Origin of the sequence: Pseudodesulfovibrio senegalensis (genome assembly GCF_008830225.1) — a bacterium.
In the GTDB taxonomy this organism is placed as follows: Bacteria; Desulfobacterota; Desulfovibrionia; order Desulfovibrionales; family Desulfovibrionaceae; genus Pseudodesulfovibrio; species Pseudodesulfovibrio senegalensis.
Genome location: NZ_WAIE01000006.1, coordinates 162,210 through 175,333 on the forward strand (window position 1 = coordinate 162,210; position 13,124 = coordinate 175,333).

The window sequence follows — 13,124 nt, forward strand, 5'->3', positions numbered from 1 at the left end:
GAAAACAACGGGATTCCAATATGATCAAACGCATTGTCATGCTGCTGGCCCTGGCCCTTTTCTGCCTGCCCCTGACCGGGTGCGGCTACAACTCCATGCAGCAGGGCGAGGAAAACGTGTTTGGCGCATGGGGCGATCTTGAAGCGGCCCTGCAACGCCGTGCCGACCTGATTCCCAACCTCGTGGAAACGGTCAAGGCGGCGGCAGCCCACGAAAAGGATACCTTGCAGGCTGTTGTGGAAGCGCGCAGCAAGGCTACCCAAACCACCATCACTCCTAAGCAATTGGGCGACAAGGCAGCGTTGCAGAAGTTTGCGGACGCGCAGGGCGGTTTGAGTTCGGCCCTGTCCCGGCTCATGGTGGTGGTGGAGCGGTATCCGCAAATCAAGGCCAACCAGAATTTTCTTGCATTGCAACACCAGATCGAAGGCACGGAAAACCGTATAGCCGTGGCCCGCAAGCGCTACAACGATGCGGTCAAGGCGTTCAACTTCTCCATCCGCAAATTCCCGAATTCCCTGACCAACTCCATGCTGTTGCATCTGGAGCGCAAGGAATTCTTTGCGGCGGAAAGCGGCGCCAAGAACGCACCCAAGGTTGACTTCGGGTCCAAGAGCTAGCGGGAATCCATAGGCACACCATGCACACACACTTCATGCACAGACACCTGACGGCCGTATTGGGAATGGTCGCGTTCGCATGCGCGATTTTTCTTGCCGCGCCGTCGGCCCGGGCGCTGGACGTTCCCGAGGTCAAGGCGCGGGTCAACGACTACGCGAACATGATCTCACCCAAGACCGAACAGCAGATCAACGCCATGCTGACGCAGCTGGAGGCCTCGGACTCCACGCAGGTTGTGGTGGTCACGGTTCCCTCGCTGCAGGGCGATTCCCTCGAGGATTTCTCCCTGCGCGTGGCCGAGGCTGCGGGCATCGGGCAAAAGGGCAAGGACAACGGTGCCCTGCTGCTGGTCAGCAAGGGCGACAGGAAGATGCGCATCGAGGTGGGCTACGGTCTGGAAGGACGTCTCACGGACGTGCTTTCCGGCCAGATCATCGACAATGTGCTGACTCCCGCGTTCAAGGCCGGCCGGTTTGACGAGGGCTTTCTCATGGCCACCACGGCCATGGCCAAGGCCGTGCGCGGCGAATACAAGGGCAGCGGCCTGAAACGGGAACGTTCGGGTGGCGCAGGGTCCATTTTCAAGCTGGTCTTTCTGGCCCTGTTCGTGCCCATCTGGATGTTCGGGAGTCTGGGCAGGCGCGGCGGACGACGTTCCAGCGGCATACTGCCGCTGCTTATCGCCGGGTCCATGATGAGCGGTTCGTCCCGGTCCTCGGGAGGGTTCGGTGGCGGCGGTTTCGGCGGGTTTTCCGGCGGTGGCGGCGGATTCGGCGGCGGCGGCGCGTCCGGCGGCTGGTAGAATCGGTTTTTCGCCATCAACTACAAACGACTTCAAGGAACTGCAATGGGTGCCAAAGGTTTTCTCACTCCGGAAGAGCAGAAGCGCATTATCGAATGCGTCAGGGACGTGGAAACGCGCACGTCCGGCGAGATCGTGCCGGTCATCGCGGCCGAGAGCTACCAGTATCCCGCGGCCGTGGCCTTCGGGGCGCTGGTGCTGGGCGTGGCCGGGGCATTGGCCCTGTGCACAGGGTTCGGCACGAACGACATGTGGATGTTTCTGACCGCGTTTCTGGCCTGCTATCTTGTTTTTCAGGTTATATTGCGGACGGTTCCCGTGTTCAGGAAGCCGTTTCTTTCCAAGCGCCAGATGGCAGAGGAAGTGAACGAGGCCGCCATAACCAGTTTTTTCCTCAACGGATTGCACCGCACGCGCGACCAGACCGGGATCATCATCTATGTTTCCGTGTACGAGCGCATGGTGCAGGTGCTGGCGGACAAGGGCATCAACGACAAGGTCAGCCCTGAAGTCTGGCAGGAGGTTGTGGGCATCGTTACCCGCAGCATGCGCGAGCGCAACCCGGCCGAGGGCATTTGCACGGCCGTGCAGCGTTGCGGCGAGCTCATCACCGAGCATTTCCCCATCAAGTCCGACGACACGGACGAGCTGCCCAACCTGATTGTGGATGGCGTGGCCAAGGGGTAGTTGTTTTTACCTGCGCGTTTGCGCACGAAAGAAAAGGCCCGTTTTATCTGAACGGGTCTTTTTTGTGTGGTGCGTTCACGCGTGTGGGAAATTGTTCGGCGTAGTTTTTTACTTTGATTGGTGCAACGTGTCACTGCACGATTGCGCGTCAGCACAACAATGAAATTGACAAGCCTTTCAGTTCTTTGGGTTGCGCTGACGCGCATTCGCACAGGGGTATTTTATACCTATCAGTCGAGAACCATTTGAGGAAGGGAGGAAAGAGAGGGGGCGTCCCCCTCCCTCTCCTCCCTTCCTGCGACCTACCTTCCTCTCCCTCCCCACGAACCAATCCCTGCGTCGGCAATTTGAAGTGCCTCGCTGATTTTCTAGACCTTGTACCACCGACCTCGTGCGTACAGCATCGCACCGAGCCATACGATGGCTCGATTCCAGTCGACACTCGGAATAGAGGGAAAAGTCCTTCGGAATTGTGCGGCAACCAAATGCGTCCGTTCGATCAATTAACTCGTCGCCTGTTCGTCGGTCAGCCTATTGATTTCCCTCGAACCCCGCTCAAACCCACGAGGCGTAGTGCCGTTTAAGCGAGCGGAGGATTCGCCGAGCAAGGCTCGGCCCGGAGCGAAGGTTTACGGCACTTGCCGAGAGGGAACGCGGGCTGCTGCGGGTCAAGCGCAGCTTTTTGCCTTCTTTTTCTCTGCGCCAGCAGAAAAAGAAGGTCGCCCTGGAGGGCGAAACCTTCAATAGAGGTGCTTCTACGGTGTCCGACTGCGCGTCAGCGCAACCGTCTCATGCATGAACTATAAAAAAGAGTTTTTCACTGCGCGTCAGCGCAACCACCCGAAAGATGAGTCCTTCCGCCGCCCAAAAGGAATTGCCAAGGGAATCCCCTTGGCCCGCCGGAGGCTACAACTTGTAGATAAGCGGCGCCTGCCTGCAACACGGGCCATACCCAAGCGCATTGTAGATCTGGTCCATGTCCAGCGATTCGCGCACCACGCTGGCCAGATGGTCAAGCCCGGCCTCGATGTTGAAGGTGGTCTGCACGTGTTCCAGCGGCTCCAGCCCCTTGTCCATGCGCAACTGGTCCACGAACCAGCGGCGGAAGTCGTCGGAATCGAACAGGCCGTGCAGATACGTTCCCCAGACCCGGCCGTCGGGCAGGCCGAATCCGAGGGGCTGGTCCTCGCGGTCGCGCAGGGCCACGCGCAGTTCGGAGGACAGGGGGCGTGTCTCGCCATGATGGATTTCGTAACCGTGCACGCGCATGGAGCTTTTGCAATGCACGCCCACGGTGCGTTTGAGGGTCTTGTCCTGCGTCAGCTCCGTCTGCACGGGCAACAGCCCGAACCCTTCCTGCCGGATGCAGTCGGATTCCAGCCCGAAGGGGTCGTCCACGCGTTCGCCCAGCATCTGGAAACCGCCGCAAATGCCGATGATGCGGGTAGTTCCGTTTTGGGCCAGAGAGCGGATGGCCGCAGCCATGCCCATGCCCTTGAGCGCCTTCATGTCCGGCACCGTACTCTTGCTGCCCGGAATGATGACCGCATCGGGCGTGCCCAATTCCAGCGCGGAGTCCACGATGCGTACATGCACGTCCGGTTCGGCGTAGAGCGGGTCGATGTCGTTGAAATTGGAGATGCGCGGCAGGTCGATGACCGCGATGTCCACGCATTGGTCCGGGGGCAGCTTGTCCTTTTCGTCGGGCCGGAAACCGTCCTTGAAGGACACGGAATCCTCTTCCGGCAGGCCGAGGTTGTGGATGTACGGCACAACGCCCAGCACGGGCTTGCCCGTGTTCTGGAAAGTGAAGCTCAGGGCCGGGTCCAGCAGGGAGGCATCGCCTCGGAAGCGGTTGATGGCGAAACCCAGCACCCGTTTGCGTTCGGCCGGGGTGAGCAGGTTCATGGTGCCCACCAGCGAGGCAAACACCCCGCCGCGGTCAATGTCGCCCGCGAGAATGACCGAGGCGTCCGCATGCCTGGCCATGGCCATGTTCACGATGTCGTGGTGTTTGAGATTGATCTCCGCCGGACTGCCCGCGCCTTCCAGCACCATGACCTCATGCTCGTTGGCCAGCGAGTCGTAGGCGGTCTTCACGGCCTCCCATGCGCGGGGCTTGAACTGCACGTATTCACGCACGCTCATGTTGCCCACGGGTCTGCCCATGACGATGATCTGCGAGCCCACGTCCGAGCCGGGCTTGAGCAGCACCGGGTTCATGCGCACGTCCGGCCCGAGGCGGCAGGCGGCCGCCTGCGTGACCTGTGCCCGTCCCATTTCCGCGCCGTCGGCCGTGACATAGGAGTTGAGCGACATGTTCTGGGCCTTGAACGGGGCCACGCGGAATCCGTCCTGCAGCAGGATGCGGCACAGGGCTGCGGCCAGCACGCTTTTGCCCGCGTTGGAGCAGGTGCCCTGCAGCATGATGGCCGGGGTGCGTCGGTTGCGCTTGACCACGGGCCCGCGCGAAACACCGGTGGCGCGGCGCAGAGCCCGGACCAGCCGGTCGTTGTCGTCCTCGCCGCGCACGGCAATGCGGAACCACTGGTTGTCCAGCCCCTCGAAGTTGCCGCACAGCCGGATGGCGACCTTGTCCTTGAGCAGCTTTTCATACAGTGGCAGAGCATCCATGCCCAGCCGGTCCATCTTGCAGAGCAGGAAATTTGCGTTGGAGGGAAAGACCTGGATGCCGGGCAGTTCGCGCAGGGCCGAGGCCAGGCTGTTGCGCAGCAGGCGGGTCTGCTCGCGGGTGCGTTCGGCATAGTCCGTGTCGCGCAGGGCGCGCGCGCCCACGCGCTGGGCCATGGCGTTGACCGACCACGCAGGCAGCCGGTTCTTCATGCGCAGGATGGTTTCCGGATCGGCAAAGGCCAGCCCCAGACGCAGCCCGGGGATGGAAAAGAATTTGGTCAGGGAAATGATGGTGATCACGTTGGAGGGACGGTTCTTGACCAGACGGTCCGGGTGACCCTGCATGAATTCGGCGTAGGATTCGTCCACGATGAACCGTGACTGCGGGAACATGGCGGCCACTTCGCGCAGGTCGGCCGGGTCGAACGCCTGCCCGGTGGGGTTGTTGGGCTGGCACAGGAACACGAGCGACGGGGTGGTAAGCATGGAACCCAGCTTGACGAAATCCACCTGAAAGCCGTTTTCCAGCTTCAGGGGCAGGTGTTCGGTTTCCAGCCGGTGCAGCGCGCACAGCCGTTCATAGTCCACATAGGTGGGCGAGGGGATGACGGCGCGGCGATACCCGCCCAGCCCCACCACGGCCTGCAGCAGTTCGGACGCGCCGTTGCCGGGCAGCACCTGCGCGGGCCAGACCTTGTAGGCCTCGCACGCGGCCATTATCAGGTCCGTGCAGTCCGGGTCCGGATAGTGTGTCACCTCGTTCAGCGCGCGCCCCACCTCGGAGCCGAGCCATTCCGGCGGCCCGAGCGGGTTCATGCTGGCGGAAAAGTCCAAGATCTCGTCCGCGGCGCACCCGGCCTGTTCGGCCATTTTTGTCAGGTTGCCGCCGTGGGCGTATCGCTGCTGCTCCAGCACCTGCGGAAAACCGTCAAATACGCTCTGCTTCAAATCTACCTCCACCAAATCCGAACCCAAGTTGGCCCGGCTGATGTCTAGACTTTTTCAAGATGTTGTACCCTTGTACTCGGAAAACTCGACTTCCACAAGATGCAACACACGACAGCAGGATGATTCGATCGCCGACGATTGTTTTGTGCTTTGCTTCACATTGCGGTCGAAAGTTGGTTTTAAACTTATATCATTTTATTTCGGTATGATAATCGATTATTTTGTGTTGTGGTCTTTTGCATTTGAGCGAATCCGTCCGGGCCGCCCTTTTGAGGACAGCATGGCCGGTGCGTTTGTGGAGCGGGCGCTGCATCAGGGGCAACCGCAAGACCACAGGCTGGCGCTCGCCGGTGTATCTGCGGGATTTGTTTGATGGGCCGCCTCTCGGGGAGGGAGTGAAGAACAAAAAAAGTGTCGATTTTTTCAAAAAAGTTAAAAAAAGATTCAAACGAAAAATGAAAGCGCTGTTTTTTTGTCTTTTGCGCAATAAACCTATGCGATGCTTTCGCATCGCATAGGTGCCGTGCGGCGGTACATACGTCGCAACGCTTTGTGTTTATTATTAAATTGTGTATTGGCTTCTGAGGGTTTGCGCCACAATCGTTCGACACAACAAGTACCAGGAGGCAGTATGAAAGATTTTTTCGGTAAACTCGGTCTGATGGCCGCTCTTCTCATTGTGGGGGCGTTCATGCTGGCCGGTTGCGGCGGTGGAGATAGCGATACCATCAAGATCGGCTTCAACATTCCCATGACCGGTGATATCCCCAAGGTGGGCGAGGCGTCCAAGTATGCTGCCGAAATGCTTAAGGAAGACATAAATTCCAAGGGCGGACTTGAAGTGGGTGGCAAGCAGTACAAGCTGGAATTCGTGTACGAAGACAACGAATCCAAGGCTGAATCTGCCGTGAACGCGGCCCTGAAGCTCATCGAGCAGGATCAGGTTGTGGCCATCATCGGTCCCAACTCCTCCAAGCAGGCCGTGCCCGCAGGCGGCACCTGCAATGACAACCGCGTGCCCATGATTTCGCCGTGGTCCACCAACCCGGACACCACCAAGGACCGTCCGTGGGTGTTCCGCGCCGCCTTCCTCGATCCGTTCCAGGGTCCGGTGGCCGTGAACTTTTCTGCCAAGCAGTTCGGCGCCAAGACCGCGGCCGTGCTGTTTGATATCTCCAACGACTACTCCAAGGGGCTGGCCGAAATCTTCCGCGACGAGTGGAACAAGAAGTTCGGCGACGGCGCTGTGGTGGCCTTTGAGTCCCACGGCACCAAGGACCAGGACTTCTCGGCACAGCTGACCAAGATCGTGTCCGCCAAGCCCGACTTCATCTTCCTTCCGGACAACTACAACCAGGTGGCCCTGATCATCAAGCAGGCCCACGACCTCGGCTGGAACGGCCCGTTCATGGGCTCGGACGCCTGGGGCTCCGCGGAGCTCATGACCCTGTGCGGCGACGACTGCAAGGGCCAGTTCTTCTCCACCCACTATGCTGCGGCCGGCGCCAAGGGCGACACCAAGGTTTTCATCGATCGCTACACCGAAAAGTACGGCTACACGCCTGACGACGTGGCCGCTCTGACCTGGGACGCCACCCGCCTCGTGCTGCAGGCCATTCAGGACGCCGGTTCCATCGATTCCGACGTGCGCAAGGAACGCAAGGCCATTCGCGACTCCCTGGCCGCGGTCAAGCAGTTTGCCGGCGTTACCGGCAACATGAAGTTCGACGCGCAGGGCGACCCCATCAAGTGCGCCGTGGTGGTCCGCATCGACGAGAACGGCCAGTTCGTGTTTGCGGAATCCGTCTGCCCCTAGGGAGACGATCAACGACAATCGGGTAATTGTTGGCGGGAGCCGGTTTACCGGCTCCCGCCCGTTTCGTGATTCATCCCGCAAGCGCGTGGACAGGGGAACAACGTGGAAGCTTTATTTCAAAACATCATCAACGCATTGCAGTGGGGCAGCTTCTATGCGCTCATCGCGCTGGGCTATACGCTGGTCTACGGCGTGCTCCTGCTGATCAACTTTGCCCACGGCGATATTTTCATGGTGGGCGCGTACATCGCGTTCGGCGTGTCCGTGTTCGTGCTCGGCACGCAGGGGCTGGACCTGCCCAACTGGGCCATATTGGCCTGCGGCGTGCCGCTGACAATGGTCCTGACCGCCGGCGTGGGCGTAACCCTGGAGCGCATCGCCTACCGGCCCCTGCGCCGGAAAGGGGCGCACAGGCTCTACGTGGTCATCACCGCACTCATGTGCGGCCTGATCCTTGAAAACGGGAACCTGGCCCTGCTGGGCGCCAGCCGCAAGAAATTTCCCGAACTCATGGAAAAGACCATCTGGACGTTTGGCAACGTGTCCGTGACCAACCTCAAGGTCATCGTCATCGTGGCGGCGTTCGCCACGTTCGCGTTTTTGAACTTCATCGTGACCCGTACACGCATCGGCATGGCCATGCGCGCGGTGTCCTATGACAAGTTCGCCATTCCGCTCATGGGCATTCCCGTGGACACGGTCATCGTGTTCACCTTCGTGCTCGGTTCCGGGTTCGCCGGGCTGGCGGGCATGCTCTTCGCCATGTCCTACCCGATCCTCGAGCCCTATATGGGCGCGCTCATCGGTTGGAAGGCGTTCATCGCGGCCGTGGTGGGCGGCATCGGTGACATTCGCGGTGCCTTTGTGGGCGGTTTCCTGCTCGGGTTCATCGAGGTGGGCGTGGTGGCGGTCTTCCCCTCCACATTCCGCGACCTCATCGCCTTTTCCATCCTGCTGCTCATTTTGTGGATCAAACCCACCGGTCTGTTCGGTGTGGCCCGGCACCAGAAAATCTAGGGCAACCGCAAGGAATACGAAATGCAAAAATACGCAATCAATATCGCATTCTTCGCCGGCTGCCTGCTGATAGTCCTCGCCGCACAGTTCGGCATGGTGGACCTGTATGTGCAGTCGGTGATCATGTTCATGGGCATCAACATCATCCTGAGTTCGAGCCTGAACATCGTCAACGGCTACATGGGCGAATTCTCCTGCGGCCACGCGGCCTTCATGTGCGTGGGCGCATACGTGTCCTCGGTCATCACCGTGGTGCTCTTCGCCCAGAACAAGATCTTCGGCGCGCCAATCCTGCCGCCGGACATGGCCGTGTTCTTCATGCCGCTGGCCATTCTGGCGGGCGGCGTGGTGGCCGCACTGGTGGGCATACTCGTGGCCGTGCCGTCCTTCAAGACGCGCGGCGACTATCTGGCAATCATCACCATCGCCGTGAACTACATGGTCATCTCCGGCATCGAGAACCTCGAGATCATCGGCGGTTCGCGCGGATTCATGGGCATGAAGCAGGTGGTCTACGCCATGGGCGACGTGGTGGACATCCCGTGGATGATGATCTGGACCATTCTCGGTACCGTGTTCACCATCTGGATCATCCGCCGGTTCGTCTCCTCCACGTACGGCAAGGGCATTTCCGCCATCTGTCAGGACGAGATCGCGGCCGAGATCATGAGCGTGAACACCAACAAGATGAAACTGGTGGCCTTCATGCTTTCATCGGGGCTGGCCGGAGTCGCGGGCGGGCTGTTCGCCCACGTGATCGGCTATGTGAACCCGCAGTCGTTCAACATCCTCAAGTCCACGGAATGCATGGTCATGGTCTATCTGGGCGGCATGGGCTCCCTGTCCGGCTCGGTGCTTTCGGCCGTGCTGTTCACCCTGCTGCTGGAGGCGCTGCGGCCCTTGCAGATCGTCAAGTGGGTCATCATCCCGCTGATTCTGGTGCTGCTCATGCAGTTCAGGCCCGAGGGCATACTGGGCAACAAGGAACTGAGCGACGTGTTCCCCCGGCTGAAACGCTACTTCAGGTTCAAATAGGGAGGCCGCACAATGTCACTGATTACCATAGACGAGATGACGCAGCGCTTCGGCGGGCTGCAGGCGGTTTCCAAGTTCGAAATGGAGCTTGAGGGCGGCGAGCTGGTGGGGCTGATCGGTCCCAACGGCGCGGGCAAGACCACCATCTTCAACCTCGTGTCCGGGTTCTACCAGCCCACCGAGGGTTCCATCACCTTTGACGGAAAGGACACGCGCGGGCTCAAGCCGCATCAGGTAACGGCCATGGGCGTTGCCCGCACGTTCCAGAACATCCGGCTCTGGCACGACATGAGCGTGCTGGACAACATCCGCGTCGCCCAGCACTACCGGCTGGGGTATTCGGTGTTCGATTCGTTCCTGCGCACCAGACGGTACCGCAAGGGCGAGGCGCGCATCGACGGCATTGCCTGGGAAATGCTGGAGGCCATGGACCTCAAGGAATTCGCGCATGAACTGCCCACCAACCTGCCCTACGGGTTGCAGCGCCGCGTGGAAATAGCCCGGGCCATGTCCACCAAGCCCAAGCTGCTGCTGCTGGACGAGCCTGCCGCGGGCCTGAACTCCGCGGACGTGGAAGGGCTCATCAAGCTGGTGCGCTGGATTCATGACAATTTCGACATCACCATATGGATGATCGAACACCAGATGAAGGTGGTCATGAGCCTGTGCCAGTACATCAAGTGCATCGACTTCGGCGCAACCATCGCCGAGGGCACGCCCGAACAGATTCAGAACGATCCCACGGTCATCAAGGCGTATCTGGGAGACGACAACATATGAGTAAGCTACTTGAAATCAGGGACCTCAAGGTCAAATACGGCAACATCGAAGCCCTGCATGGTGTTTCCCTGTACGTGGACAAGGGCGAGATCGTTACGCTTATCGGCGCGAACGGGGCGGGTAAATCCACCACGCTCATGTCCATTTCGCGATTGCCCCCGCCCGAGGCTCCCAAGGTGATCGAAGGCGACATCCTGTATGACGGACAATCCCTGCTGGACTGGGTGCCGGACAAGATCGTGGCCGACCTGCACCTTGCGCTGGTGCCCGAGGGCAGGCGCATCTTCGGCAACCTTTCGGTGGAGGAGAACCTGCGGCTGGCTACCTATGCCCGCAAGGACACGCCCACGGACGTGGAGCGCGATTACAAGCGCGTCTACTCGCTGTTTCCGCGCCTGCACGAGCGGCGCAAGCAGCAGAGCGAGTCCCTTTCCGGCGGCGAGCAGCAGATGCTGGCCGTGGGCCGCGCGCTCATGTCCGGGTGCACCTTCATCATGCTGGACGAGCCGAGCATGGGGCTGGCCCCGCTGCTCATGTACGACATGTTCCGCGCCCTCAAGGAATTGAACAGGGAAGGCATGACCATTCTGCTCATCGAGCAGAACGCCAACCTTGCGCTCAAGTTCGCGGACCGCGGGTATGTCATCGACACCGGCGAAATCGTGGCGCAGGGACCGAGCGACCAGCTCATGGACGACCCGGAAGTCAAAAAGGCCTATTTGGGCGGGTAGGGAATTAAAGTCAATAAAATTAGTGACGCCAAGGGGTTTTCCCTTTGGCGTCGTTTTGTTTATGATCAGAATGGAGGCTGGCCGGGGCTGGCTTGAACCATGTTTTCGGGAGTGCCTTTCTTGAAAGGAATAGTTGCGGGTATCATTGTCGCATGCATGCTTTTCCTGAGCAGCCCGCCGGTGCGGGCGCAGGAACGCGATGTGTTGCGTGTGCAGTTCAGCCGCATGACTCCCTGGAAGATCGGCAGTCCGGGCAAGGAACGGGGGGTGGACATCGATTTCATGCGTGAACTGGCCGACCGGCTGCACCTTGACGTTCAGTTCGTGCATGTTCCCTTTGCACGCGGGCTGGAACTCATGCGCAAGGGTGAGATCGACCTGATGACCGGGGTGCTCAAGACCCTGGAGCGCGAGGAATTCCTGCTGTTCATCGAGCCTTCCTACGATTCGAGTTCAAACAAGGCCTTTTTCGTGCGCCGCGAGGACCGCGATACCGTGCGGCGTTTTGACGACCTGTATGGCAAACGCATCGGCACCACGTTCGGCACCCGGTATTTTCCGCGGTTTGACAACGACATGAAGCTGACCAAGGAGCCGGTGCGCAAGGCGCTCCTCAATCTGGAAAAGCTCAAGAATCACAGGCTCGACGTGGTGGCCCTGTCCGAGGTCACCGGTCGGTTGCTGCTGCGCAAGAATCGCTATGCGGACTGCATTGTCCAGGCCCCCTACGTGTATCAGGCCGAAAACAAGGTCTACATGGTGCTCTCGTCGACATCCCGGTTTGCCCCGCGGCTGAAGGAGTTCAACGCGGTCATGCGCGAACTCACCGAAGCAGGCCGGCGGGAGCAGATCAAGATTCGCTATCTGGAATATTTACAGTAACCGCAGGCTGCCGATAACGGCACGATGGCTGCGTTGGTGCAAAAAGAGCAATGCCTCGCGTACACGGAGTACGCGAGGCCCTGCTTTTTTTTTCGCCTTGCCCTCGCACTGTTCTCGACAGCCTGTAGGATGGCAGGGAGGCGGGTCTGTGTATACCGCGGCACGATGATCGCCTTGATGCAAAAAAGAGCATTTTCTGGATGCTTGGGGCTGCAGGGTGGACGCGGCAGGAAGCATGGGGCGGTACGGCCGTGCCGTCGGTGCGTGGGCACCGCAACGCCAGTGCAGGCTTTCATTGGGCGCATATTGTTTGCAACAGCTGGCCGAATAGCAAGGCCCCGGACATGCGTCCGGGGCCTTGTTTTGTGCAGTGACGGTGGCCGCGCTAGGCCAGATCGATGGTCACGCCCTCGTTGACGTAATAGAGCAGTTCATAGGCTGCCTGCAAATGTTCCACCAGTTTTTCCACGGTGCGGTCACCGGTGTCGGAAACGCGCAGATAGGCGTGGCGGTAGCCCGGATTGTCCAGGTCATAGGCCGTGAACACGCTGGTGAAGACCACGCCCTTGTCGCGCAGGTCGCTCAGCAGGTCGGCCAGCGGTCCGGGCCGGGCTTCGAGCCGGAAGGCCAGTTGGATGCCGCCCCGGATCACGCCCGTGGTGCTACAGAGAAAACGCATGACGTCGGCCTGGGTGATGATGCCCTTGAGCACGCCGTTGTCCACAACGGGCAGGCCGCCCACCTTGTTCTTGACCAAGGCCTCGGCCACGATGTCCATGCAGGTGTCCGAGTTGGTGGAGATGGGGTCCGGGGTCATGATGTCGGCCGCGGTGAGCGTGGTCAGGCCGCCGTTGGCAGCCCCGTCCCCGGGCACGTACTTGCTCGGCATGGCATCGCGGATGTCGCGGTCGGAAACGATGCCGACCAATTGGTTGTCATCGTCGATTACCGGAAACTGACGGATGTTCTTTTCCCTCAATATTTCGGCAGCATCAAGGATAGAAGAATTTACACCAAGAGTGATGACATTGCAGGTCATCCATTCGCGTACAAGCATTGCTCCCTCCTCATGTGTGACTATACGTAGAGTATGCGTCACATTGTTGTATTCGGTTTGCCGCGAAATAGCAAAGAAGATGTCCTTGAAATTCGCAAAACGTTGTTTGCGGGC

The 13,124-nt window shown here is 59.9% G+C and carries 11 protein-coding genes; 9 read left to right on the top strand and 2 right to left on the bottom strand.

From position 1 onward, the window contains the following. Nucleotides 1-20: 20 nt before the first annotated feature. The 3 genes from F8A88_RS13195 (at nt 21) to F8A88_RS13205 (ending at nt 2,110) form a co-directional block, all read left to right on the top strand. Nucleotides 21-620 carry a LemA family protein gene (locus F8A88_RS13195; protein WP_151151638.1) on the top strand — a complete coding sequence of 200 codons (600 nt, stop codon included), beginning with the start codon at nt 21-23 and terminating at the stop codon, nt 618-620. Between the two features lie 65 nt (nt 621-685). Beyond that, nucleotides 686-1,423: a TPM domain-containing protein gene (locus F8A88_RS13200; protein ID WP_206666411.1), complete on the top strand. Its 738-nt coding sequence runs from the start codon at nt 686-688 to the stop codon at nt 1,421-1,423. A 45-nt stretch (nt 1,424-1,468) separates the two neighbouring features. Continuing rightward, the gene (locus tag F8A88_RS13205) at nt 1,469-2,110 is read left to right on the top strand and encodes a TPM domain-containing protein (protein WP_151151640.1); all 642 of its coding nucleotides are present in this window, start codon (nt 1,469-1,471) and stop codon (nt 2,108-2,110) included. Between the two features lie 906 nt (nt 2,111-3,016). On the opposite strand, the gene F8A88_RS13210 is transcribed toward F8A88_RS13205, so the two are convergent. After that, nucleotides 3,017-5,692 carry a cobyric acid synthase gene (locus tag F8A88_RS13210; protein ID WP_277752591.1) on the bottom strand — a complete coding sequence of 892 codons (2,676 nt, stop codon included), beginning with the start codon at nt 5,690-5,692 and terminating at the stop codon, nt 3,017-3,019. A 691-nt stretch (nt 5,693-6,383) separates the two neighbouring features. Here F8A88_RS13210 and F8A88_RS13215 point away from each other — a divergent pair. The 6 genes from F8A88_RS13215 (at nt 6,384) to F8A88_RS13240 (ending at nt 11,953) form a co-directional block, all read left to right on the top strand. Continuing rightward, entirely contained in the window at nt 6,384-7,508 is a 1,125-nt protein-coding gene (locus F8A88_RS13215) for an ABC transporter substrate-binding protein (RefSeq protein WP_421958118.1), read from the top strand. A 102-nt stretch (nt 7,509-7,610) separates the two neighbouring features. After that, entirely contained in the window at nt 7,611-8,525 is a 915-nt protein-coding gene (locus tag F8A88_RS13220; protein WP_151151641.1) for a branched-chain amino acid ABC transporter permease, read from the top strand. 21 nt (nt 8,526-8,546) lie between these two features. Next, entirely contained in the window at nt 8,547-9,560 is a 1,014-nt protein-coding gene (locus F8A88_RS13225; protein ID WP_151151642.1) for a branched-chain amino acid ABC transporter permease, read from the top strand. A gap of 12 nt (nt 9,561-9,572) precedes the next feature. Continuing rightward, nucleotides 9,573-10,340, top strand: coding sequence for an ABC transporter ATP-binding protein (locus F8A88_RS13230; protein ID WP_151151643.1), 768 nt, complete (start codon nt 9,573-9,575; stop codon nt 10,338-10,340). Beyond that, nucleotides 10,337-11,071 (top strand): ABC transporter ATP-binding protein, encoded by a 735-nt coding sequence (locus tag F8A88_RS13235; protein WP_151151644.1) that lies wholly within the window; start codon nt 10,337-10,339, stop codon nt 11,069-11,071. The genes F8A88_RS13230 and F8A88_RS13235 overlap by 4 nt, the downstream gene beginning before the upstream one ends. 120 nt (nt 11,072-11,191) lie before the next feature. Beyond that, entirely contained in the window at nt 11,192-11,953 is a 762-nt protein-coding gene (locus F8A88_RS13240; protein ID WP_161598422.1) for a substrate-binding periplasmic protein, read from the top strand. A 385-nt stretch (nt 11,954-12,338) separates the two neighbouring features. Here F8A88_RS13240 and F8A88_RS13245 read toward each other — a convergent pair whose 3' ends face one another. After that, complete coding sequence (locus F8A88_RS13245; protein WP_151151646.1) at nt 12,339-13,010, bottom strand: CBS and ACT domain-containing protein; 672 nt, start codon at nt 13,008-13,010, stop codon at nt 12,339-12,341. Nucleotides 13,011-13,124: the final 114 nt, after the last annotated feature.